We start from the raw sequence: 24031 nt of genomic DNA, 5'->3' as shown, positions 1-24031 counted from the left end.
GCGACTCAATAACGTTATACGTATTTACTGAACCCGGAACGCGCTCGATACCGCTGCCGTTGATGACGTGCCTAGGGAGGCCGTCTGCCAACGATACCGTCCGATACGGACCAGTGAAGGGGTTCATCGACCGATGATTTCTACCATGCTGCGCGCAAGCCTGCGCACCGGCGCCGCCGGATCGGCGCTCGCCATCGGCCTGCTGGCGTTGCCCGCGGCTGCCCAGACGACGACGCCGACCAATGATCCGACCGCACTCCAGGCCCCAGCGCCTGCCGAGGCGCAGGACCAGGAAATCGTCGTCACCGGATCGATCCTGCGCACCACCGCACGCGAAACCCCGTCGCCGGTCACGGTGCTGACCGCCGAATCGTTCGAACAGCGCGGCATCACGACCACGCAGGACGCGATCCAGCAGCTTACGTCGAACAACGGCCCGGCGCTGACCAACTCGTTCACCGCCAACGGCGCGTTCGGCGCGGGCGCGTCGGCGGTGTCGCTGCGCGGTCTGTCGACCAGCTCGACGCTGGTGCTGTTCGATGGCCTGCGCGCCGCCTACTATCCGCTGTCGGATGACGGCACGCGCAACTTCGTCGATCTGAACACCATCCCCGACGACATCGTCGAGCGGGTCGAGGTGCTGCGCGATGGTGCATCGTCGAGCTACGGCGCCGACGCGATCGCCGGCGTGGTCAACATCATCACCAAGCGCGAATACAAGGGCGTCGGTGGCCGTGCCGAAGCCGGTATTTCCGAGCGCGGCGATGCCGCCAACTATCGCCTGAGCCTGACCGCCGGCACCGGCGACCTGTCCGAGAATGGCTACAACGCCTATATCAGCGGCTTCTACTTCCGCTCGGAAGGCGTGATGAACCGCGAGCGCGGCTATCCCTACAACACCGACGATCTGCGCGGCGTCTGCAACGACGGGCTGTGCGGCCCGAACAACGTGCTGAACGGGCTGAACGCGGCGGGTGGTTTCCGCAACGGCGGCTTCTCGCTCAACACCAGCAACTTCTATGTCCAGCCGGTCGATCCGTCGAACACGACCACGCTCGGCCGGTTCCAGAAGCTGAACCCGACCCTCGCCTGCGATCGCGGCTCGGCCTATAACCTGACCGCCGCCGAACTGCTCGGCAGCAGCAACCTAAACGCGCCGACCACGGTCTGCTCGCAGGACGTGACGCAGGAATTCGGCAACATCACCCCGAACATCGAACGCTTCGGCGGTTCGGCGCGTGGCACCTTCCAGGTCGGCGACAACGCCGAAGCCTATGCGATGGTGAACTTCCAGCAGAGCACGGTGAACTACACCGGGCTGCCCGCCACCATTCGCGGCAACGCGCCGGCCGGCATTCTCTTCCCGCAATATTCGACCGCCGCCGGTGGTGGTGCCTTTGCCGCCGGATCGGCCGCGCTGGTCCTGCCGGTCTTCGTCTGCGCGACGGGCGTCAACTGCGCCACCGCCGCCGACCGTCGCCTGAACCCGAACAACCCGTTCGCCGGCGTTGGTCAGCTTGCCCGCATCGGCGGTCGTCTGCCCGACATCCAGGAATATAACGAGACGCGCAGCCGCGTGTATCGTGCCGCGCTCGGCATCAACGGCACGTTCAGCGACGACTGGAACTACTCGGTCAACGCAACCGCGATGCACACCGACCTGCGTCGCTCGTCGAGCGGCTATGTCTATATCGCGAACCTGCTCAGCTCGATCGCCACGGGGTCGTACAACTTCGTCAACCCGTCGCAGAACAGTCAGGCGGTGCGCGACTTCATCGCGCCCGACAACATCACCGACTCCTCGTCGGATTTGTACCAGGCCGAAGCCACGATCGGTCGCGAACTGTTCCAGTTGCCCGGCGGTCCGCTCCAGCTCGGCGTCGGCGTCGCGATCCGCTACGAAGCGATCGAGGCCCCCAGCGCCAACCCCGACACCAACGGCCCGACGCAGCGCTATTTCCGCCTGAACGCCTTTGGCACCGAGGGCAACCGGACGGTCTATTCGGCCTTCGCCGAGCTGAACGCGCCGATCTTCGAACAGCTCGACGTCAATCTGTCGGGTCGCTACGACAAGTACAGCAGCGGGCAGGACGCCTTCTCGCCGAAGATCGGTGCGAAGTTCACCCCGATCCCGCAGTTGGCGATCCGCGGCACCTATTCGCGCGGGTTCCGCATCCCGTCGTTCGCGGAAGCCAACGCGCTGCCGACGACCGGCTATGTCACGATCCAGCCGAACACGCTGCCGGCCAGCTTCCGTGCCCAGTATGGCGCGGCCTGCGCCACCACGCCGACGTCGTGCCCGACCTATCTGACCACCTATTCGCTGGGTCAGACGACGCTGGCCTCGCCCGACCTCGAACCCGAAAAGTCGCGCAGCTTCACCGGCGGCATCATCCTCGAACCGATCCGGGCGATCACGATCACGGTCGACTACTATAACATCAAGAAGACCGGGGCGATCACCTCGGCCGACAACACCCCGGCAATCGCCGCCTATTATGCGGGTCAGGCGATCCCGACCGGGTTCAACGTCATCGCCGACGCACCCGATCCCAACTTCCCGACCGCGCTGCCGCGTATCGCCTTCGTGCAGTCGCAGCTCGTCAATTCGGACACGATCCGCTCGGAAGGGATCGACGCGGCGGTCACGGGCCGGTTCAATCTCGCCGATGGCGTGCGCTTCACCACCGCAGCGACCGCCAGCTACATCCTCGACCTGTCGACGACCTTCGCCGACGGCACTCGCCAGCGTTATGCCGGCACGCTCGGCAACTTCAACCTGACCGCCGGCAACGGCACGCCGCGCTGGCGCGCGTCGTGGCAGAACACGATCGACACCGACACCTTCTCGGTGACGGGCGTCGCCAACCTGTTCGGCGGCTATGACCTGTCGGCCGAGGACCAGGGCGATACCGCGGGCGACTGCGGCCAGAACCCGGGCTATGTCGAATGCCACATCGCGCCGTACATCACGGTCGATGGCACCGCGACGTTCAAGGTGAACGACAAGTTCAACTTCTACGTCAACGTGCTGAACATCCTCGACGACATGCCGCCGCTCGACCCCGTCACCTATGGCGCGCACCTGTACAATGCGGTGCAGGGCGGCAACGGGATCATCGGTCGCGCCTACCGCGCCGGCGTGAAGTTCAACCTGTAACGAACCGGTCTTCGGGCCAAAAAACGGGGGCGCTTCCACATCGGAAGCGCCCCCTTCTTTTTGACGGGATGCGGGCGGTGCGGGATCAGACCACCGACAACGTCAGCGCGCCGTCGCCCTCATCGACATACACCGTCGACCCGTCCTTGACCGACCCGCGCAGGATCAGGTCGGCGAGCGGGTCCTGCAAATAGCGCTGCACCGCGCGCTTCAATGGCCGGGCGCCGTACACCGGATCATAGCCGACCCGCCCCAGCCACGCGCGCGCCGGCTCGGTAAGGTCGATCTTCACCTTGCGATCGGCAAGCAGGCGACGGACGCGAGCGACTTGGATGTCGACGATCGGCGCCATGTGGTCGGCTGCCAGGCGGTGGAACAGGATGATCTCGTCCAGCCGGTTGAGGAATTCCGGGCGGAAGTGCGACCGCACCACCTCCATCACCTGCGGCTCGACGCTTTCGACCCCCTGCCCGTCGCCGAGGTTGGTCAGATACTGGCTGCCGAGGTTCGAGGTGAGGATGATGATCGTGTTCGAGAAATCGACCGTGCGCCCCTGCCCGTCGGTCAGCCGCCCGTCGTCGAGCACCTGCAACAGCACGTTGAACACGTCGCCGTGCGCCTTCTCGACCTCATCGAACAGCACGACCTGATAGGGCCGGCGACGGACGGCTTCGGTCAGCACGCCGCCTTCCTCATAGCCGACATAGCCCGGCGGCGCACCGATTAGCCGGGCGACGGCGTGCTTCTCCATGAACTCGCTCATGTCGATGCGGACCATGGCGCTCGGATCATCGAACAGGAATTCGGCCAGCGCCTTGGTCAGTTCGGTCTTGCCGACGCCGGTCGGCCCCAGGAACAGGAACGAGCCGAGCGGCCGGTTGGGGTCCTGCAATCCGGCGCGCGAGCGGCGGACGGCGGTGGCGACCGCGCGGACCGCTTCGGCCTGACCGATCACCCGTTTGCCGAGTGCATCCTCCATGGCGAGCAGCTTCTCACGCTCGCCCTCGAGCATCCGGTCGACGGGCACGCCGGTCCAGCGGCTGACGACGGCGGCGATATCGTCGGCGGTCACTTCCTCGCGCAGCATCGCGCCAGCCGATGCGCCGGCGGCCTCGGTCAGTTGCTTCTCCAGCGTCGGGATGGTGCCGTAGGTCAGCTCCGACATCTTCGCCAGATCGCCCGAGCGCTGCGCCTGTTCCAATGCCATGCGCGCGGCGTCGAGCTGTTCCTTCAGCTTCGCTTCGGACGCGATCTTGTCGCGCTCGGCCTGCCAGCGGGTAGTGAGGCCTGCCAGTTGCTCCTCGGCATTGGCGAGTTCCTCCTCCAGCGTGTCGAGCCGGTCGAGGCTGGCGGCGTCGCTCTCGCGGCGCAGCGCCTCGCGCTCGATCTTCATGCGCAGGATGCGGCGGTCGAGGCTCTCGATCTCCTCGGGCTTGCTCTCCACCTCCATGCGGATGCGGCTGGCGGCCTCGTCCATCAGATCGATCGCCTTGTCGGGCAGGAAGCGGTCGGTGATGTAGCGGTTGCCGAGCGTCGCCGCCGAGACCAAAGCGCCGTCGGTGATGCGGACGCCGTGATGGAGTTCGTACTTCTCCTTCAATCCGCGCAGGATCGAGATGGTATCCTCGACGGTCGGTTCGCCGACGAACACCGGCTGGAACCGCCGCTGGAGCGCGGGGTCCTTTTCGACATGCTTGCGATATTCGTCGAGCGTGGTCGCGCCGATGCAGTGGAGTTCGCCGCGCGCGAGCGCCGGCTTCAACAGATTGCCGGCATCCATCGCGCCTTCGGATTTGCCCGCGCCGATCAGCGTGTGCATCTCGTCGATGAACAGGATGATCTGGCCCTCGGCGCCCTTCACCTCGTCGAGCACGCCTTTCAGCCGTTCCTCGAACTCGCCGCGATATTTGGCACCCGCGATCAGCGAGCCCATGTCGAGCGACATCAGCGCGCGGTCCTTCAGTCCTTCGGGCACGTCGCCATTGGCGATGCGCAGCGCGAGCCCTTCGGCGATCGCGGTCTTGCCGACACCGGGTTCGCCGATCAGGACCGGGTTGTTCTTGGTGCGGCGGGCGAGGATCTGGATCGTGCGGCGGATTTCCTCGTCGCGGCCGATGACGGGGTCGAGCTTGCCATCGCGCGCCGCCTGCGTCAGATCGCGAGCGAATTTTTTAAGCGCGTCGTAGCGGTCCTCGGCACCCGCCGTGTCGGCAGTGCGGCCACCACGCAGCTTGTCGATCGCGGCGTTCAGGCCCTGCGGCGTGACACCGGCGGCGGTCAGCGCCTTGCCCGCCGGCCCTTGCGAGAGCGTCAGCGCGAGCAGCAGCCGTTCGACGCTGACGAAGCTGTCACCCGCCTTCGCCGCGATCTGCTCGGCCTGATCGAGCAGGCGGACAAGGTCGTTGTCGAGACCGGGCGAGGATTGCGCGCCCGATCCCGACACCGCCGGAATCCGGGCGAGTGCGGCGTCGGCATCGGCATTGGCGCGCCGCGCGTCGCCACCGGCGGCGGCGATCAGCCCCGATGCCATGCCCTGCTCGTCGTCGAGCAGCGCCTTCAACAGATGTTCGGGGGCGATGCGCTGATGGCTGTTGCGGATCGCCACGGTCTGCGCGGCTTGCAGGAAGCCTTTCGCGCGGTCGGTGAATTTTTCGAGGTTCATGGGCGTTCCCCTGTGATGTTGGCCGCGATATGGTGTGGTATATCGGCAACACAAGAGGCGTCGTCAGGAGGTATTGTCCATCGTCGTCACCCCGGACTTGTTCCGGGGTCCATCTATCGGCGGGCGATGCCGGTCAGGATTTGATCGCGTCGTCTGCGGCCCGGTGGACCCCGGAACAAGTCCGGGGTGACGTTGAGGGGGTGGCAGGGCGACGTCATCCGCCCCGCCTCCAGCCTCACGCTCCTTCGAGCAGCCGTTCGCGCTTGATCTTCTCGCGCCAGACCAGGGGCGCGAGGTGGTGGACGTTCTGGCCTTCGCTGTCGACCGCGACCGTCACCGGGAAATCCTCGACCTCGAACTCGTAGATCGCTTCCATGCCCAGATCGGCGAAGCCGACGACCTGCGATCCCTTGATCGCGCGCGACACCAGATAGGCCGCACCGCCGACCGCCATCAGATAGGCCGACTTGGCCTCCGCAATCGCCTTGGTCGCATCGACGCCGCGTTCGGCCTTGCCGACCATCGCCAGCAGGCCTTGACCCAGCATCATCCGGGTGAACTTGTCCATGCGGGTGGCGGTGGTCGGACCGGCCGGCCCGACGACTTCCTCGCCGACCGGATCGACCGGGCCGACATAATAAATGACGCGCCCGCGGAAATCGACCGGCAGTTCCTCGCCCTTGGCCAGCATGTCGGCGATCCGCTTGTGCGCGGCGTCGCGGCCGGTCAGCATCTTGCCGTTCAGCAACAACCGGTCGCCATGCTTCCACGTCGCGACGACTTCGGGGGTCAGCGTGTCGAGGTCGACCCGGATCGCCGCCTTGTCCGGCGTCCAGTTGACGTCGGGCCAGTCGGACAGTTTCGGCGTCTCAAGATACGCCGGACCCGATCCGTCGAGCGTGAAATGCGCGTGGCGGGTGGCGGCGCAGTTGGGGATCATCGCCACCGGCTTGGAGGCGGCATGCGTCGGCCAGTCGAGGATCTTGACGTCCAATACGGTCGACAGCCCGCCCAGCCCCTGCGCGCCGATGCCGAGCGCGTTGACCTTGTCCATCAGCTCGATGCGCAGCGCCTCGATGTCGTTCTGCGGGCCGCGCGCCTTCAACTGCGCCATATCGATCTGGCCCATCAGCGATTCCTTGGCGAGCAGCATCGCCTTTTCGGCGGTGCCGCCGATGCCGATGCCGAGCATGCCGGGCGGACACCAGCCGGCCCCCATCTGCGGCAGCATCTCCAGCACCCAGTCGACGATCGAATCGCTGGGGTTCATCATCTTGAACTTTGACTTGTTCTCGCTGCCGCCGCCCTTGGCCGCGACGTCGACATGCACCTTCGTGCCCGGCACCATCTCGACATGGAGTACCGACGGCGTGTTGTCCTTGGTATTCCGCCTAGTGAACGCTGGATCGGCGAGGATCGAGGCGCGCAGCTTGTTCTCCGGGTGCAGGTAGGCGCGGCGCACGCCTTCGTCGACGACCTCCTGCAACGACCGGTCGGAGGCGAGGCGGCAGTCCTGCCCCCACTTCACGAACACGGTGACGATGCCGGTATCCTGACAGATCGGGCGATGCCCCTCGGCGCACATCCGGCTGTTGGTCAGGATCTGCGCGATCGCGTCCTTGGCGGCCGGGCTCGTCTCGGCGGCATAGGCGTCGCCCAGCGCGCGGATGTAATCCATCGGGTGATAATAGCTGATGAACTGGAGCGCGTCGGCAACGCTCTCGATCAGGTCGGCTTCGGTTATGGTGACGGTCATCGGCGGGTCCATGGCAAGCGGTTTGGCGTCTGTCCGAAAGCCCGCTCCCCCACCCGGCCACCCACACGGTATCCTCGATGGGTGGCCGGGTGGGGGAGCGGGCCGGCACCGCACAAGAAACTCGCCCTTCCGCGAGTTTCCAGACGGACTCTTGTCTGCCGTCCTACAGGGTGCGACGCCTGCCTTGCAAAGACTTCGTTCACCTCTGCGCGCTATCGCTTCCTGTCGGATCAAGGGGACGGACGTTGCACCACGGCGGACTGAAGGCGGCGTTGCGATCGTGGGTACAGGGATCGGACGATCCCGCCCGCGACGATGCCGGCCGCGCGCTGCTGCTGCTGCGCGAGGCGGAGAACCATGGCCCGACATGGTTCTGGCAGACCGACCGCATCGGCCGCCTGACCTATCTCAGCGGCAAGATCGCCACGGTGTTCGCCGACCATGGCCTCGATCCGGTGGGGATGCCGCTGATCGACCTGTTGCGCATCGCCGGTGGCGCCGAGCGCGGCGGCGACGCCGAACGCACCATCGCCTTTCACTTGAGCGCGCGCACCGCCTTCGCCGACTATGCCGTCACCCCGGCGATCAAGGGCAGCGGCGACTGGCACTGGACGGTGTCGGGCAGCCCCGCCACCGATCCCTATGGCCGGTTCGAGGGCTTCGTCGGCACCGGCAGCGATACCGGATCGATCCGCCAGTCCGATGCGGCCATCACCCGCCTCGCGCTGTTCGACAGCCTGACCGGGCTGGCCAACCGCCAGCGGATGCGGATGTCGCTCGAACAGACGCTGGCGCAAGGGGGGTATGACGGGACCGCGCTGTTCCTGCTCGACCTCGACCGGTTCAAGGCGGTGAACGATACGCTGGGCCATCCGGTCGGCGACGCACTGCTCAAACAGGTCGCGGCCCGGCTGACCAAGGCAGTCAGCGAGGCCGGCCTCGTCGGACGGCTGGGCGGCGACGAGTTTCAGGTAGTGCTGCCGCGCATGGGCGACCGGGCGGCGATGGCGACGCTGGCGCAGGGAATCATCGCCGCGCTGTCGCAACCCTTTTTCATCGGCGAGGCGTGCGTGTCGATCGGCTGTTCGATCGGCATCGCGGTTTCGCCCGAGCATGGCGACGGCCCCGACACCCTCGTGTCGCATGCCGACCTTGCGCTCTATGCCGCCAAGGGCGCAGGACGCGGCGTCCACCGCTTCTTCCACGACGCGCTGCTCGACGGGGCACGGTCGCGCCAGCAACTCGAAACCGAATTGCGCCAGGCGCTGGCGCTCGACCAGATGCGGCTGGTCTATCAGCCGGTCGTGGCGACCGCCGATGGCGCGATCACCGGCTATGAGGCGCTGCTGCGCTGGGACCATCCGCAGCGCGGGCGGATGCTGCCCGCCGACTTCCTCAGCGTCGCCGAGGAATCGGGGCTGATCGAGCCGATCGGCGAATGGGTGTTGCGCACCGCGTGTCGCGACGCGGCGCGCTGGGGCGGCGAGACACATCTGGCGGTGAACCTGGCAGCGACGCAGTTCGCCAATCCGGCCTTGCCAGCGATCGTCACCAACGCGCTGGCCCGCGCCGGCCTGCCGCCCGACCGGCTGGAACTGGACGTGGCGGAGGCGAGCGTGTTGCGCGATCTCAACGCCTCGGCGACGATCTTCGCCGCGCTCAAGACGGTCGGGGTGCGGATCGCGCTCCATGATTTCGGGGCGGGGCCGGCGTCGCTCGGCTGCCTGCGCCGCCTGCCGTTCGACCGGATCAAGATCGATCGCAGCTTCGTGCGCGGCGTGGGCGACGTGGCCGGGCGCAACGCGGCGGTGGTGCGCGCGATCACGACGCTGGCCGATGCACTGGCGATCGAGACGACCGCCAAGGGCGTGGAATTCCACGACGAGATCGCCGCCGTGCGCGACCTCGGCTGCGACAGCGTGCAGGGCTTCGTCTATGGTCAGCCGCTGGAAGCCGAGGCGGCGATCACGCAACTGCGCGCCGGCGGCGTCGCCGAGAGCAGCGGCCTGAAATCCAATCGCGCGCCGCGCACCCGCATGTTGCGCAGCGCCACGATCGAGATCGCGGGCGAACGCCGCATCGCCCGCATCCGCGACCTGAGTTCGACCGGCGCGCTGATCGATTCGATCGTGTTCGACGACGATCTCGTCGGCGATCGCCTGCGGATCGAGATCGTCGATGGCCAATGGGTGGCGGCGACGCTGCGCTGGGCGCAGGACGGCCGCGCCGGGCTGCATTTCGACCAGCCGATCGTGATCGACCGGCGGATGATGAACCGCCGCCGGGGTTGATCGCAAACCGTTACCGGGGTTAGCCACGGCGCATGACCGAGTTGCCCAAGACCGAGGCGGACGCCGCCGCCGAGCTGACCGATCTCGCCGCGCGGATCGCCCGTGCCGACGCGCTGTATCACGGCGAGGACGCGCCCGAACTGGACGATGCCGAGTATGACGCGCTGGTCCGCCGCAACCGCGCGATCGAGGCGGCCTTTCCGCACCTCATGCTCGCCGATTCCCCGTCGCGCCGGGTCGGTGCCGCGCCGTCGGGGCATCTGGCGAAGGTCGCGCATGCCCGGCCGATGCTGAGCCTCAACAACGCCTTTGCCAACGACGACGTCGCCGAGTTCATCGCCGGGGTCCGCCGTTTCCTGCGGCTGGCCGACGATGTCGCCGTGGCGCTGACCGCCGAGCCGAAGATCGACGGACTGTCGTGCTCGCTGCGCTATGAAGGGCGGCGGCTGGTGCGCGCGCTGACGCGCGGCGACGGATCGGTCGGCGAGGACGTCACCGCCAATGTCGCGACGATCGCCGACATTCCGCAGACCTTGCCCGAAGGCGCGCCCGACGTGTTCGAGGTGCGCGGCGAGGTGTATATGGCCAAGGCCGATTTCGCCGGACTGAACGCCCGCCTGCTGGCGGACGCGCCCGATCCGGCCAAGGCGCGCCAGTTCGCCAATCCGCGCAACGCCGCCGCCGGATCGCTGCGCCAGAAGGACGCCGCCGTCACCGCCGCCCGCCCGCTCAAATTCCTCGCGCATGGCTGGGGCGAGGCGAGCGCGCTGCCCGCCGAGACTCAGGCCGGGGTCGTCGCGGCCTTGCGCGACTGGGGCTTCCCCATCGCCGAGGCGTTCGAGCGGTGCGAAGGCACGGCGGAGGCGCTCGACGTCTATCGCGCGATCGAAGGGCGCCGCGCCGACCTGCCGTTCGACATCGACGGGGTGGTCTACAAGCTCGACCGGCTCGACTGGCAGGAGCGGCTGGGCTTCGTCGGCCGCGCGCCGCGCTGGGCGATCGCGCATAAATTCCCGGCGGAGCGCGCGCAGACGACGCTCAGGGCGATCGATATTCAGGTCGGGCGCACCGGCGCGCTCACCCCGGTCGCCCGGCTGGAGCCGGTGACGGTCGGCGGGGTCGTCGTCACCAACGCCACGCTGCACAACGCCGACGAGATCGAGCGGCTGGGCGTGCGCGTCGGCGACCGGGTGGTGGTACAGCGTGCCGGCGACGTCATCCCGCAGGTGGTCGAGAATCTGACCGCCGGCGAGCCGCGCGACGCCTTCGTCTTTCCCGCCGAATGTCCGGTGTGCGGGTCGCTCGCCGAACGTGGTGAGGGCGAGGTGGTGGTGCGTTGTACCGGTGGGCTCATCTGCCCGGCGCAGCGGGTCGAACGGCTGATCCATTTCGTGTCGCGCCATGCGTTCGACATCGCCGGGCTGGGGCTGGTGCGGGTCGAGGAATTCTTTCGCGACGGGCTGATTTCCTCGCCCGCCGATATTTTCCGGCTGCACGGAAAACGCGCCGAGCTGGTCCAGCGCGAGCGCATGTCCGACCTCGTCGTCGGCAAGCTGCTCGACGCGATCGAGGCGCGGCGGACGATCGCGCTCGACCGGTTCCTGTTCGCGCTCGGCATCCGCCATGTCGGCGAGATCACCGCGCGCGACCTCGCCCGGCGCTACGGCACGATCGAGGCGTTCCGCGAGATGATCGACCGCGCGCTGGCGGTGCGCGCCGAAACGGTTCCGGCGATCGGCGAGAACGACCGCAAGTTCGTGCTGCGGCGCGGCCGGGCACTGGTCGCGGCGGTCGAGACGCAGGGCATCGGCCCCGAAGTCGCCGACGCGCTGCTCGCCTTCTTCGCCGAGGAGCATAACCGCGCGGTCGTCGACGATCTGCTGGGCGAAGTCCGCCCCGCCCCGGTCGAACACACGACCGTCGCCTCGGAACTGACCGGCAAGACGGTGGTGTTCACCGGCAAGCTCGAAACGCTCAGCCGCGACGAGGCCAAGGCGCAAGCCGATGCGCTGGGCGCGCGGGTGGCCGGATCGGTATCGAAAAAGACCGATCTGGTGGTGGTCGGCGCCGATGCCGGATCCAAGCGCGCGAAGGCCGAGGAACTGGGCATCCGCGTGATCGACGAGGCGGCGTGGAACGCGATCGTATCGAATGCAACGTGATGTTTTTGCAACGCACCAACAGAGACTTGGCCACCCCCTTTCGATTGTCAGAAAATAGAAATATGCGACGTTCATTGGCGCTGGGACGGTGAAGCGCACCGCCCGAACCAACTGACGAGTCGCGCCAAAAATATTGCGATTCAAAGGGGACTTATGAACACCAAGCTCTTTGCCGGCGTGGCCTTTGCCGCGCTCCTCCTGCCTGTCTCGGCCTTTGCGCAGTCGACCGGTTCGACCGATTTCGAATCGGAAGACATCGTCGTCACCGGTTCGCGCGCCGACAACGGCGTCGACGGCATCAAGATTCCCGACGGTCCCAAGGCGCGCGTCGTGCTGGATCAGGAATTCCTCGCCAAGCAGACCCCCGGCAACACGGTGCTTGACGCGCTGAACATCGTTCCCGGCGTCAACTTCACCCAGAGCGATCCGTTCGGCTCGTCGGGCGGCAACATCCGCATCCGCGGCTTCGACGGCAACCGCGTCTCGCTGACGTTCGACGGCTTCCCGCTGAACGATTCGGGCAACTATGCGATCTATTCGAACCAGCAGCTCGACCCCGAGCTGGTCGACGAGATCAACGTCAACCTCGGCGCGACCGACGTCGACAGCCCGACCGCATCGTCGTCGGGCGGCACGATCAACTATCGCACGCTGATTCCGTCGGAAACGCTGTCGGCGACGCTGGTCGCCTCGTACGGCGATTTCGATTTCCACCGCGTGTTCGGGCTGATCGAAACCGGCAACCTGACCGCGTCGGGCACCCGCGCGTTCCTGTCGGCATCGAAGGCGTCGAACGACAAGTTCCGTGGCACCGGTGAAATCCGCAAGCAGCAGTTCAACGCCGGCATCTACCAGCCGCTGGGCGACAACGGCGACTTCATCCGCATCTCGGGCCACTATAACGAGAACCGCAACAACCAGTTTCGCAACCCGACGCTGAGCGACATCCGCAACGCGCTGCCCGCCGGCGTCGTTGCGGCGAACGCCGCGGCATCGCCCGAAAACCCGATCCGGCTCGACTTCACGAACAGCCAGTTCGCGGTCGTCAACGGCATCGAGAATGACGCGCTCTGCTCGACCCCGACGCCGGTGAACGGCACGGCACAGGCGGCGGCCAACTGCTCGAACTATTACGGCGTCCGCATCAACCCGTCGAACACCGGCAACGTGCGCGCCAATTCGCGCTTTTCGCTGACCGACCGGCTGACGCTGACGCTCGACGGGTCGTACCAGTATGTCCTCGCCCATGGCGGTGGCAGCACGACGCTGAGCGAGAGCGATGCGCGCGCCAAGGGCAGCCTGACCGCTTCGCAGGGCGTCGACTATAACGGCGACGGCGATTTCCGCGATACGGTGCGCTTCTTCACGCCGAACATCACCAACACCAACCGCTACACCGGCATCGCCTCGCTGCGCTACGACTTCAGCGACGACCAGCGCGTCCGCGTTGCCTATACCTATGACAATGCGCAGCATCGTCAGACCGGCGAATGGGGCTATCTCTATTCGAACGGCATGCCGGAAAACCCGTTCGCGGGCCGCAACGGCCGCCCGGTGCTGGCCGCCGACGGCTTCGTCATCACCCAGCGCGATCGCAAGTCGGTGGCGTTGCTGAACCAGATCTCGGGCGAATATATCGGCCGCTTCTTCGACCGGAGCTTTACCATCCAGGCCGGTCTGCGCGTGCCGTTCTTCAAGCGCGATCTCCAGACCTACTGCCCGGTCCAGGCACGCGACGGTTTCGCCTATTGCTCGTCGCAGCCGATTCCCAACCCCACGGTGACGGGCACGCAGCCCTATGTGATCGTGCAGCCGGGTGCCGCCTTCACCAGCACGGGCAATCCCCAGCCGCTGTATGCGCCCTATGCGCAGGAATATACCTACGACGCGCTGCTGCCCAACGTCGGCTTCACCTACAACTTCGTCGACACCAACCTCAGCATGTTCGGCAGCTACGCCAAGGGGCTGTCGGCACCGCGCACTGACAACCTGTACCGCGCGCCGTTCATCGACGTGCAGCCGGAAAAGACCGACTCGTTCGATCTCGGCCTGCGCTACAACAGCCGCATGGTGCAGTCGCAGGTCACGGGCTGGTACATCGGCTACAAGAACCGCATCGTGACCTCGTTCGACTTCGAACAGGGCATCTCGTTCGACCGCAACATCGGCGCGGTGGAAAGCTATGGCTTCGACGGCACCGTCACCGTGCGTCCGGCGCAGTGGGTCGGGCTGACGGCGATCGCGTCGTACACCCATACCGAGCTGCTCTCGAACGTCCGCACCACCGGCACGCAGGTCGTCGCGACCCGCGGCAAGAAGGTCACGGAAACCCCTGAGTGGCAGTTCGGTGGTCGTGCCGAGTTCAACTATGGCCCGGTCAACCTCGGCGTGCAGGGCAAGTGGGTCGACGAGCGGTTCGCGACCGACCTGAACGACGTGGTCGTCGGTGCCTATACGCTGGTCGATCTCGACGCGCGTTTCAGCCTCGAGGATTATGGCTTGAAGCGCACTAGCCTGTCGCTGAACGTCCGTAACCTGTTCGACGAGCGCTATTTCGGCAACATCAGCACGCAGGTCGACGCGCGTTCGGGCAACCCGAACTTCTCGGTCGGCTATCCGCGTACCGTCATCGGCTCGGTCAAGTTCGGGTTCTAAGCCCTACAGAACCCGGCCATCCGCGAAACCGCCGTCCCGGAAACGGGGCGGCGGTTTTCGTTTGGGGCGGGTTTCCGCTACACACCCGCTTTGCAACCCGCCCCCCGCAGCCTAGAAGCGGACAGGGGCAGAACGATGTGACGGAGCGCATGACGCTAAAGCCCGCCATTTTCTCGCGACCCTTCTTCGAGCAGAAGAACCGCGCCTTCTGGCTGCTGCAGGCGGCCGGGTGGACCGGCTATCTGATCCTGCGATCGGTTTCGACGGTGGCGAGCGCGGCGTCGCTCAAGAGCGTGCTGGGCAACATCGTCGAGGTGATCGTCGGCTATTGCCTGACGCTGTTGATGAGCGTGCTGTACGGCTATTACCGGTCGATGCCGCGCCTGCCGGCGATCTTCCTGACGATGTGTACCCTGTCGGCGGCGACCTTCGCCTATTCGCTGATCGACGCCTTCGTCTTCACCTTCATCCGCAACGTATCGCCCGACGTCAGCTTCTCGCTGGTGCTGGGCACGCTGTTCCTGAACTTCACCGTGCTGGCGGGCTGGTCGGCGCTGTATTTCGGCATCAACTTCTATCTCGTGGTCGAACAGCAGGTCGACGAGATGCAGATGCTGGAGATGCAGGCATCCTCGGCGCAGCTCGCGATGCTGCGCTATCAGCTCAACCCGCATTTCCTGTTCAACACGCTGAACTCCATCTCGACGCTCGTCCTCCTCAAACAGACCGAGAAGGCGAACGTGATGCTCAGCCGCCTCGCCTCGTTCCTGCGCTACACGCTCGCCAACGAGCCGACCGCGCATGTGACGCTGGAGCAGGAGGTTGAAACGCTCAAACTCTATCTCGATATTGAAAAGATGCGGTTTGAGGAGCGCCTGCGCACCAGTTTCGATGTCGACGCGCGCGTCGCGCACGCGCGGCTGCCCTCGCTGCTGCTGCAACCGCTGGTCGAGAATGCGATCAAATATGCGGTCACGCCGCAGATCGAGGGGGCCGACATCACGCTTACCGCTCGGCTCGCCGGTAACCGGGTGCAGATTGCCGTATCGGACACCGGCCCCGGCTTGATCGACGGCCCGAAGCGGCCGACGCTGTCGACCGGTGTCGGGTTGCAGAACATCCGGGACCGGCTGGCACAGGCCTATGGTCCCGATCACCGGTTCGACACCCGCTCCGGCGCGGGTGGCGGCTTCGTGGTCGAGATCGAACTGCCGTTCCAGACGCAAGACGTTACCAAAGAGGCCGCATGACCATCCGTACCATCCTTGTCGACGACGAGTCCCTGGCGATCCAGGGACTGGAACTGCGGCTGCAAGCGCATGACGATGTCGAGATCATCGACAAATGCACCAACGGACGCGAAGCGATCCGATCGATCAAGACCCACAAGCCCGACCTCGTCTTCCTCGACATCCAGATGCCCGGCTTCGACGGCTTCTCGGTCGTGCAGGGGCTGATGGAGGTCGAACCGCCGCTGGTGGTGTTCGTCACCGCGTACAGCGACCATGCGATCCGCGCGTTTCAGGCCGATGCGGTCGATTATCTGATGAAGCCGGTCGAGGAATCGCGCCTAGCCGACACGCTCGACCGGGTGCGCCAGCGCCTGTCCGAAAAGCGCGGCCAGGCCGAGGTCGAAAAGCTGAAGGAAGTGCTGGCCGAGGTCGCCCCCGATACGGCGGCCGAGATGGAAGCCGCCGATGGCGGCGGCGACGACGCGGTCGGCGCCAACCGGTTCGAGAAGCTCATCAACATCAAGGATCGCGGACAGATCTTCCGCGTCGATGTCGATACGATCGAGATGATCGAGGCGGCGGGCGATTACATGGTCATCAACACCGGCGACAATTCGCTGGTGCTGCGCGAGACGATGAAGGACCTCGAAAAGCGGCTCGACCCGCGCCGGTTCCAGCGGGTGCATCGCTCGACGATCGTCAACCTCGACCTCGTCAAGCAGGTGAAGCCGCATACCAACGGCGAATGTTTCCTGATCCTCGAATCGGGATCGCAGGTGAAGGTCAGCCGCTCGTACCGCGACGTGGTGGCGCGCTTCGTCCACTGATGACCGAGATCGTCGTCGCGGCGCTGTACCGCTTCGTTCCCGTTGCCGATCCCGAAGCCGTGCGCGCTACGCTGGAGGCCGTTCTGGCGGCCCATGGTGTGCGCGGCACGTTGCTGGTCGCGGGCGAGGGGCTGAACGGCACGATCGCGGGATCGGCGGCGGGGATCGATGCCGCGCTCGCCGCGATCCGTGCGGTGCCGGGGTGCGAGGATCTTGCGCCCAAGTTCAGTCATGCCGCGACGATGCCGTTCCACCGGCTGAAGGTACGGCTCAAGCGCGAGATCGTGACGATGGGCGTGCCGGGCACCGATCCAAAGCGAATCGTCGGCACCTATGTCGCGCCGGCCGACTGGAACGCGCTGATTGCCGATCCGCAGACGGTCGTGATCGATACCCGCAATGCGTACGAGGTGAAAGTCGGCACCTTTGCCGGGGCGGTCGATCCGGGGACCGACAGCTTTCGCGACTTTCCAGACTGGTTTCGCGCCAACCGCGCCGAACTGTTGGCGGGCAAGCAGCGTGTGGCGATGTTCTGCACCGGCGGCATCCGCTGCGAGAAATCGACCGCGTTCCTCAAAGGCGAAGGCGTCGAGGCGGTCTATCACCTCGACGGCGGCATCCTGAAATATCTCGAAGCGGTGCCGGCGGAGGACAGCGCGTGGCAGGGCGAATGCTTCGTGTTCGACGAACGGGTTTCGGTCGGCCACGGACTGACGCCCGGCACGCACGCGCTGTGTCGCGGATGCCGCAGGCCGGTCAGCGACGCCGACCGCGCCTCGCCGCTATACCGCGAAGGGGTGGAGTGCCCCGCCTGTGCCGGCACCCATGATGCGGCGACGCTGGCGGGCAAGGCCGAGCGCCACCGACAGGTCGCGCTGGCCGCTGCGCGGGGGGAACGCCACGTCGGCGCGCGGATGGAGCGTGACGGGGACAACTCCCCTCCCTGACAAGGGAGGGGTCGGGGGTGGGTCGGTCGGCGAGGAAACGCTGCGGCTCCCACGACCCTACCCACCCCCGGCCCCTCCCTTGTCAGGGAGGGGAGTGTGGGACTTACTCGCCGTCGGCGGCTTTCGTTTCATCGGTGTTCGCCTCGGCCTGTCCGGCATCATCCGCCGCATCCGCCGCCGCCGTCTGGAAATAAGCCTCCACCGGACCGGTCAGCTTGATCGTCAGCGGCTGGCCCTTACGGTCCATCTTCTTGCCCAGCGCGACGCGGATCCAACCTTCGGAGATCGAATATTCCTCGACGTCGTTGCGTTCGGCGCCCTTGAAGCGGATGCCGATGCCGCGCTCCAGCACCGGCTGGTCGAAGTGGGGGCTGCGCGGATTGATCGAGAGGCGATCTGGGGGCGTATCAGTCATGGGCGCGGCCCATGCCGTAAAACCGTGCGCGCGCCAAGCGCAAAGGGCGGGGGATGCCTCCCCCGCCCCGCCAGATCCGGTCAGTTGCAGACGCGGACGCGAACGTTCTGGTCGTAATAGGGATCGTAGCGCCGCTCGACCCAGCAACGCTGATAATCGCGGTAGCGCGAGGCGTAATAGCCGTCGTTCGGATAATAGCCACGCTGGCGATAATAACGGTCGTCGTAGTTATACGCATAGCCGCGATCGCGGTAATAGCGGTCGCGCGCATAGCGATCGCGCGGTCCGCCCGATGCCAGCGCGGCGCCGATGGCGAGGCCGGCGATTCCCGCCACCACGGCGGTGCCGGTATTGTCGCGGTCGCGATAATAGCCGCGACGCCATTGCGCGTCGGCGGGGGCGGCGGCGGTCAGCGTCGTCGCGGCCAGTACCGCGCCCAGACCGGCCTTTGTCAGCAAGGTCATCATGCCCGTTCTCCTGTCATCTCCCGGCGGGTTTCGGCAACCGCACCGGGTCGACGCCTCCGCGCCGATGACGGTATGTCTGCCACGCGGCGACTGAACGGTCGCGGAACCGGTCATTCACGGGCGGTTTATCGAACGCGAGAGGACGGGCGATGGCGTATTGGCTGCTGAAATCGGAACCGGACAGCTATGGCTGGGACGATCTGGTGCGCGACGGCGGCACCGAATGGGACGGGGTGCGCAACCATGCCGCCGCCGGTCATCTGCGCGCCATGCAGGTCGGCGACGAGGCGCTCTATTATCATTCGGGCAAGGACAAGGCGGCGGTCGGCGTGGCGCGGATCGCGCGTGGCTCACGGCCGGATGGCGGAGACGGCTGGGTATCGGTGCGGATCGAACCGCTCCGCCCCCTGCCCCGCCCGGTCGAACTGAAAAAGATGAAGGCGGACGATGCTTTGGCGGGCATGGCGATGCTGCGGCAATCCCGCCTGTCGGTCTCGCCAGTCGGCGACGCCGAATGGGCGGTGTTGCTGCGACTGGCGGGGGAGTAGCCACTCCCCCGCCGACCGGTCAGGGGGCGTCGACCCGGGCGAGGCGCGGCGACAGCAGATGCACCGCCAGCAGCGCGACGAAATAGGCAGATCCCGCGACGAAGAACAGCGGCGCATAGCTACCGATGCCGTCGAGAACGTAGCCCGCATATTTCGCCATCATCATGCCGCCGATCGCGCCGACCGTTCCGCCAATCCCGACGACCGATCCGACCGCCGCGCGCGGGAACAGGTCGGAGGGGAGCGTATAGAGATTGGCCGAGAACGCCTGATGCGCGGCGGTGGCGATGCCGATGACGAGGACGGCGACCCACAGATTGTCGATCGACTGGGCGAAGAGCACCGGCAGGACCGCGAAGGCGCAGACCAGCATCGTCGTCTTGCGCGCGAAGTTGACGGTGCGCCCGCGCGCGATCAGCCGCGACGACAGCCAGCCGCCAGCGACGCTGCCAAGGTCAGATAGCAGATAGATCGCGACCAGCGGCGGCCCGAAGCTCAGCAGGTCGAGGTCGTAGCGGTCGCCGAGATAGCCCGGCAGCCAGAACAGGAAAAACCACCAGATCGGGTCGATGCAGAATTTGCCGAGCGCATAGGCCCAGGTCTCGCGCTTCGTGACCAGCCGCTTCCACGCGATCGGCTTGACCGGGTCGGCCGGGTCCTGCTCGATCCACGCCAGCTCGCCGCTCGACAGCTTCTTGTGATCGCGCGGGGAGCGATAGAAGATCAGCCACAGCGCCAGCCAGACGAGGCTGACGACACCAGTAACGACGAACGCCATCCGCCAGCCATAGGCGACGGTCAGCAGCGGCACCGCCATCGGCGTGATGATCGCGCCGACGTTCGCCCCGGCGTTGAAGACCCCGATCGCGAAGGCGCGTTCCTTGGCCGGAAACCATTCGGTGACGGCCTTGATCCCCGCCGGGAAATTGCCCGATTCGCCAAGACCCAGCCCGAAGCGCGCCATGGCGAACTGGGTAACGCTGTACGCGCCGCCGTGCGCCATATGCGCGATCTGCCAGATCACGAAGGCGACGGCATAGCCCATGCGCGCCCCGATCACGTCGACGATGCGGCCAAAGCCGATATAGCCGATCGCATAGGCGAACTGGAAAAAGAAGATGACGTTGGCGAAGTCGGTTTCGGTCCAGCGCAGGTCTTTCGACAAGGTGGGCTTGAGCACCCCGATCATCTGCCGGTCGACGTAGTTGATGCACGTCGCCATGAACAACAGGCCGACGATGCCCCAGCGATAGCGGCCGGCGCGCGCTACCGCGCGGTCGATACCGTCATTCTGCCCCGCTTGCATGACTTAGCTCTCCCTGCATCCCCTGCGCGGGCCTGGCGGCGTCGATCGCGCAGCTCACCCGCAGACTTCCGAATTCGGCATCGAAGCGCTGTCCGGGCGCCACCGGATGAACCCCGGTGACGGCGCCGGACGATACCCATTGCCCCGCTGCCAGCGTTAGACCACGAGAGGCGAGGCAGTCGATCAGAAACGACACCGCGCCGATCGGTCCGTCGAGCATCGTGCGCGCGCTCGCTTTACCGATCACCGCGCCGTCGATCCGCGACACGACCGGCCAGTCGATGAAATCGCCGTCGCGCCAGCCGGGAATCTCCGCACCGACCAGCAGGCCGTGGTTGTTGCCGTAATCGCTGATCGTCACCAGCGGGCCATCGGCGTTGATGCCGGGATAGGGCGAACTGGCGATCTCGATCCCGACATGGACCGCGTCGATCAACTCCAGCACCGCGTCGTGCGACAGGCCGGTCGCACCGGGCGCGGGGCTGCGGGCGATGCGGATGCAATATTCCGCCTCGGCCGCCGCGAACCCGTCGGCGATCACCGGCAGGACGGGCGTGGCGTCCAGGAACAACTGATCGGCAAAGATCGGTCCGGCCAGCCGGTTGGCCCCCAGTTGCGTATCGAGTGGCGCGTTGATCTTGCCGACCTTCCACCCGACCACCGTCCGCCCGTCGAGCGCGATCGCCCGGTCCTGCACGCCATAGGCGTCGCCCAGCGTCGTCGGACGATCGCCCGGATACTGCGCAAGTCCGCGCGCATCACGCCGCGCGGCGACGAATGCCTGCGCAATCCGGTCACGGTTCTCCATACACGGCCCCTCTCCTTTGATTGCCACCGGCGTATCGGAAACCGGTGTCACTGACAAGCGAGCGAATTGCGCGACGGGGACGTTGGCGTGCGCGCCACCCCGCGCTATCGATTGCCGATGAAACGCAGCGGCCAGCCCACGATCAACGACGTCGCCCGACTCGCCGGCGTATCCAAGAAGACGGTCAGCCGCGTCATCAACCGGTCGCCGTTGCTGGGCGGCGAGACGCGCGAGCGGGTGGAAGCCGTGATCGCCGAACTGGGCTATATCCCCAATCCGCAGGCGCGCGCGCTGGCGCTGCGCCGCAATTTCCTGATCGCGCTGATCCACGACAATCCCAACGCGCAGATGGTGCTGAACGTGCAGCAGGGGTTGCTGGAGGTGCTGCGCGATACCGAGTTCGAATTGCTGGTCCACCCGGTCGATCGCGGCGCGCCCGACATGGCCGACGAGATCCGCCACTTCCTCGAACGCCAGCGCCCCTACGGGGTGATGCTGCTCCCGCCGATCTCCGAGAATGACGCGCTGGCGGCGCTGTGTACGCAGATCGGCTGTCGTTATGTCCGCATGGGATCGGCCTCGTTCGACGAGCACGCCCATATGGTATCGTCGAACGACCGCGAGGCGGTGCGTGGCGCGATCGACCATCTGTTCGCCGCCGGGCATCGCCGCATCTGCATGATCGCCGGGCCGCATGGCTTCCGCTCGGCGTTCGAGCGGCAGCAGGGCTATGAGGAAGCGATGGAGGCCGCCGGGATCGGCATGCAGCGGACGTGGATCGCGCAGGGCGACTATACGTTCGAATCGGGGATGCGCGCCGCCGAACGCCTGCTCGATCTGTCACCGCGCCCGACCGCGATCTTCTCGTCGAACGACGAGATGGCGGCGGGCGCGCTGCATGTCGCGCGGCAACGCGGGCTGGACGTGCCGCAGGATTTGTCGATCATCGGGTTCGACGATACCTCGATCGCGTCGCATCTATGGCCGCCACTGACGACGGTACGCTGGCCGATCGCGACGATGGCGCGGGCGGCGGCGCTCAAGCTGATCGAGGATGGCGAGGAGATCGGCGAGCCTTCGGAAGAAGCGATGTTCGTCTCGACGCTGATCCGCCGCGCCTCGGTCGCGCCGCCCGCCGCATGACTTGCCCGGTTCGATGACACCGATTACCTTTCCCTCAACCGGCGTACAGCGGCGGACGGGAGAGGCACGATGCAGATCGACAGGCGCACGATATTGGCGGGCGGCGCGGTGCTGGCCGCCATGCCCGGTGCGGCGCGAGGGGCGACCGATCCGATAGCATGGGGTCCCGGCGGTCGCTGGCAGGGGCTGCGGGAAGGGAGCGTCTCGGTCTTTCGCGGCATCCGCTACGGCGTCGACCCCGGCACCTATCGCTTCCAGCCGCCCCGCGCGCCGATCGCGTCGCATGACGTGCAGCGCGCGATCGCGTTCGGCCCCACCTGCCCGCAGCGCGGAACAGGACCCGACCGGGCGGAGGACTGCCTGTTCCTGAACGTCTGGACCCCTGAAGCGCGGCCGGGCGCGCGGCGGCCGGTGATGGTGTACTTCCACGGCGGCGCCTATTCGGGCGGGACGGTCGTCGAGCCGATGGTGTTCGGCGACCGGCTGGCAGCGGCGGGCGACGTCGTGGTGGTGACGGTCAACCACCGGCTGAACGCGCTCGGCTACCTCTATCTCGCCCGGCTGGACCCGCGCTTTGCCGACAGCGGCAACGTCGGCCAGCTCGATCTGGTGCTGGCGCTGCGATGGGTGCGCGAGAATATCGCGGGCTTCGGCGGCGATCCGGCGCGGGTGATGGTGTTCGGCCAGTCAGGCGGCGGGGCCAAGATCGCGACGCTGATGGCGATGCCCGCCGCCAAAGGACTGTTCCACGCCGCCGCGACGATGAGCGGCCAGCAGGTGACGGGGTCCGGCCCGATCAACGCCACCCGTCGCGCCGAAGCGTTCCTCGCCCGGCTGAAGGCGACCCCGGCGCAAGCGGCGACGCTGCCGGTCGAACGGCTGGTCGATGCGCTGGCGGCAGAGGACCCGATCCTTGGCGGCGGGGTGTATATGGGGCCGGTGATCGACATGCGGTCGCTGACGCGGCACCCGTTCTGGCCCGATGCGCATCCGCTCGGCAGGAATATCCCGCTGATCCTCGGCAACACGCGCGAGGAAACCCGCGCGTTCGTCGCGCCCGACGGTCCGGTGCTGCGCGGGATCGACTGGAGCAACATCGCCGCCCGGCTGGCACCGCAACTGCGCATCGACGTGCATCCCGAATGGCTGGTCGCGCAATATCGCCAGCATTTCCCGGCGATGACGCCCGCCGACCTGCTCTATGCCGCCAGCACCGCCGGGCGAAGCTGGCCGGGACAGGTGATCGAGGCGGAGGCGCGCGCCACCGCCGGGGTGCCGGCATGGGTGTATCAGCTCGATTATTCCTCGCCGCTGCGCCCCGCCGGCGGCGCGGCGCATACCGACGATATTCCGCTGGTGTTCGGCACGCTCGACGCCCCCGGATCGGTCAGCGGCACCGGCGCGGATGCGCGCGCGGTATCGGCGCGGATGATGGCGGCGTTCGTCGCATTGGCGCGGAGTGGTAATCCCGGCGTGGACTGGCCGCGCCATACCCTGCCCCGCCGCGCGACGATGGTCTTCGACCGGGTCAGCCGGGTGGTGGACGATCCGCGCCGTTGGGAACGGGAACTGTTCGCGCAGTTTCCCTATGTTCAGCCGGGGACGTGAGGCGGTAGAATATCGCATGCAGCGTCTACGGTCCGTCCTGATTC

At 66.7% G+C, this 24031-nt stretch carries 16 protein-coding genes; 10 read left to right on the top strand and 6 right to left on the bottom strand.

What is annotated here, in order from left to right; genetic code table 11:
* The first annotated feature begins 133 nt into the window (after positions 1-133).
* The gene (locus ASG37_RS10285) at positions 134-3160 is read left to right on the top strand and encodes a TonB-dependent receptor plug domain-containing protein (RefSeq protein WP_156349114.1); all 3027 of its coding nucleotides are present in this window, start codon (positions 134-136) and stop codon (positions 3158-3160) included.
* Positions 3161-3245: 85 nt separating this feature from the next.
* Here the strand turns inward: ASG37_RS10285 and clpB are convergent, their stop codons facing one another.
* Together clpB and ASG37_RS10275 are read right to left on the bottom strand one after the other, a co-directional pair.
* Positions 3246-5822 (bottom strand): ATP-dependent chaperone ClpB, encoded by a 2577-nt coding sequence (gene clpB, locus ASG37_RS10280; protein ID WP_055759327.1) that lies wholly within the window; start codon positions 5820-5822, stop codon positions 3246-3248.
* A 235-nt stretch (positions 5823-6057) separates the two neighbouring features.
* Positions 6058-7578 (bottom strand): fumarate hydratase, encoded by a 1521-nt coding sequence (locus ASG37_RS10275; RefSeq protein ID WP_055760479.1) that lies wholly within the window; start codon positions 7576-7578, stop codon positions 6058-6060.
* A gap of 245 nt (positions 7579-7823) precedes the next feature.
* On the opposite strand from ASG37_RS10275, the gene ASG37_RS10270 reads away from it, so the two are divergent.
* From ASG37_RS10270 to ASG37_RS10245, 6 genes are all read left to right on the top strand, one after another.
* Positions 7824-9869 (top strand): EAL domain-containing protein, encoded by a 2046-nt coding sequence (locus tag ASG37_RS10270; RefSeq protein ID WP_162233461.1) that lies wholly within the window; start codon positions 7824-7826, stop codon positions 9867-9869.
* A 32-nt stretch (positions 9870-9901) separates the two neighbouring features.
* Entirely contained in the window at positions 9902-12031 is a 2130-nt protein-coding gene (ligA, locus tag ASG37_RS10265) for an NAD-dependent DNA ligase LigA (RefSeq protein WP_055759324.1), read from the top strand.
* Between the two features lie 153 nt (positions 12032-12184).
* A complete protein-coding gene (locus ASG37_RS10260) occupies positions 12185-14686 on the top strand; it encodes a TonB-dependent receptor (RefSeq protein WP_055759319.1) in 2502 nt (833 codons plus the stop codon).
* Positions 14687-14835: 149 nt separating this feature from the next.
* Positions 14836-15936, top strand: coding sequence for a sensor histidine kinase (locus ASG37_RS10255; RefSeq protein WP_055759315.1), 1101 nt, complete (start codon positions 14836-14838; stop codon positions 15934-15936).
* Positions 15933-16745 (top strand): LytR/AlgR family response regulator transcription factor, encoded by an 813-nt coding sequence (locus ASG37_RS10250; protein ID WP_055759312.1) that lies wholly within the window; start codon positions 15933-15935, stop codon positions 16743-16745. The genes ASG37_RS10255 and ASG37_RS10250 overlap by 4 nt, the downstream gene beginning before the upstream one ends.
* A complete protein-coding gene (locus ASG37_RS10245) occupies positions 16745-17692 on the top strand; it encodes a rhodanese-related sulfurtransferase (protein ID WP_055759307.1) in 948 nt (315 codons plus the stop codon). Before ASG37_RS10250 ends, ASG37_RS10245 begins: the two co-directional genes overlap by 1 nt.
* A 103-nt stretch (positions 17693-17795) precedes the next feature.
* Here ASG37_RS10245 and ASG37_RS10240 read toward each other — a convergent pair whose 3' ends face one another.
* Positions 17796-18107 (bottom strand): DUF3297 family protein, encoded by a 312-nt coding sequence (locus ASG37_RS10240; protein ID WP_055759304.1) that lies wholly within the window; start codon positions 18105-18107, stop codon positions 17796-17798.
* Positions 18108-18187: 80 nt separating this feature from the next.
* Complete coding sequence (locus ASG37_RS10235; RefSeq protein WP_055759302.1) at positions 18188-18574, bottom strand: hypothetical protein; 387 nt, start codon at positions 18572-18574, stop codon at positions 18188-18190.
* Positions 18575-18723: 149 nt separating this feature from the next.
* Here ASG37_RS10235 and ASG37_RS10230 point away from each other — a divergent pair, with 149 nt between their 5' ends.
* Positions 18724-19122, top strand: a complete 399-nt coding sequence (locus ASG37_RS10230) for an EVE domain-containing protein (RefSeq protein WP_055759298.1) — start codon at positions 18724-18726, stop codon at positions 19120-19122.
* A 19-nt stretch (positions 19123-19141) separates the two neighbouring features.
* Here the strand turns inward: ASG37_RS10230 and ASG37_RS10225 are convergent, their stop codons facing one another.
* Both ASG37_RS10225 and ASG37_RS10220 read right to left on the bottom strand, forming a co-directional pair.
* On the bottom strand, positions 19142-20428 hold the full coding sequence (locus ASG37_RS10225; protein WP_055759294.1) for an MFS transporter: 1287 nt from the start codon (positions 20426-20428) through the stop codon (positions 19142-19144).
* Entirely contained in the window at positions 20409-21236 is an 828-nt protein-coding gene (locus ASG37_RS10220) for a 2-keto-4-pentenoate hydratase (protein ID WP_055759290.1), read from the bottom strand. The genes ASG37_RS10225 and ASG37_RS10220 overlap by 20 nt, the downstream gene beginning before the upstream one ends.
* Before the next feature lie 117 nt (positions 21237-21353).
* Between ASG37_RS10220 and ASG37_RS10215 the strand changes: the two genes are divergently transcribed.
* Entirely contained in the window at positions 21354-22379 is a 1026-nt protein-coding gene (locus ASG37_RS10215; protein WP_055759287.1) for a LacI family DNA-binding transcriptional regulator, read from the top strand.
* Positions 22380-22448: 69 nt separating this feature from the next.
* Positions 22449-23987: a carboxylesterase/lipase family protein gene (locus ASG37_RS10210; RefSeq protein ID WP_055759284.1), complete on the top strand. Its 1539-nt coding sequence runs from the start codon at positions 22449-22451 to the stop codon at positions 23985-23987.
* Positions 23988-24031 lie beyond the last annotated feature (44 nt).

It is taken from the genome of Sphingomonas sp. Leaf407, assembly GCF_001425385.1.
GTDB lineage: Bacteria > Pseudomonadota > Alphaproteobacteria > Sphingomonadales > Sphingomonadaceae > Sphingomonas.
The sequence above is the reverse complement of the archived record's forward strand: the minus strand, read 5'-3'. Positions and strand labels throughout refer to the sequence as shown.

Excerpts from the sequence above, each read along its gene's own strand:
- ASG37_RS10285 (WP_156349114.1), top strand. The coding sequence starts at position 134 with ATGATTTCTACCATGCTGCGCGCAAGCCTGCGCACCGGCGCCGCCGGA.
- clpB (WP_055759327.1), bottom strand. The coding sequence starts at position 5,822 with ATGAACCTCGAAAAATTCACCGACCGCGCGAAAGGCTTCCTGCAAGCC.
- ASG37_RS10275 (WP_055760479.1), bottom strand. The coding sequence starts at position 7,578 with ATGACCGTCACCATAACCGAAGCCGACCTGATCGAGAGCGTTGCCGAC.
- ligA (WP_055759324.1), top strand. The coding sequence starts at position 9,902 with ATGACCGAGTTGCCCAAGACCGAGGCGGACGCCGCCGCCGAGCTGACC.
- ASG37_RS10260 (WP_055759319.1), top strand. The coding sequence starts at position 12,185 with ATGAACACCAAGCTCTTTGCCGGCGTGGCCTTTGCCGCGCTCCTCCTG.
- ASG37_RS10255 (WP_055759315.1), top strand. The coding sequence starts at position 14,836 with ATGACGCTAAAGCCCGCCATTTTCTCGCGACCCTTCTTCGAGCAGAAG.
- ASG37_RS10250 (WP_055759312.1), top strand. The coding sequence starts at position 15,933 with ATGACCATCCGTACCATCCTTGTCGACGACGAGTCCCTGGCGATCCAG.
- ASG37_RS10245 (WP_055759307.1), top strand. The coding sequence starts at position 16,745 with ATGACCGAGATCGTCGTCGCGGCGCTGTACCGCTTCGTTCCCGTTGCC.
- ASG37_RS10240 (WP_055759304.1), bottom strand. The coding sequence starts at position 18,107 with ATGACTGATACGCCCCCAGATCGCCTCTCGATCAATCCGCGCAGCCCC.
- ASG37_RS10235 (WP_055759302.1), bottom strand. The coding sequence starts at position 18,574 with ATGATGACCTTGCTGACAAAGGCCGGTCTGGGCGCGGTACTGGCCGCG.
- ASG37_RS10230 (WP_055759298.1), top strand. The coding sequence starts at position 18,724 with ATGGCGTATTGGCTGCTGAAATCGGAACCGGACAGCTATGGCTGGGAC.
- ASG37_RS10225 (WP_055759294.1), bottom strand. The coding sequence starts at position 20,428 with ATGCAAGCGGGGCAGAATGACGGTATCGACCGCGCGGTAGCGCGCGCC.
- ASG37_RS10220 (WP_055759290.1), bottom strand. The coding sequence starts at position 21,236 with ATGGAGAACCGTGACCGGATTGCGCAGGCATTCGTCGCCGCGCGGCGT.
- ASG37_RS10215 (WP_055759287.1), top strand. The coding sequence starts at position 21,354 with ATGAAACGCAGCGGCCAGCCCACGATCAACGACGTCGCCCGACTCGCC.
- ASG37_RS10210 (WP_055759284.1), top strand. The coding sequence starts at position 22,449 with ATGCAGATCGACAGGCGCACGATATTGGCGGGCGGCGCGGTGCTGGCC.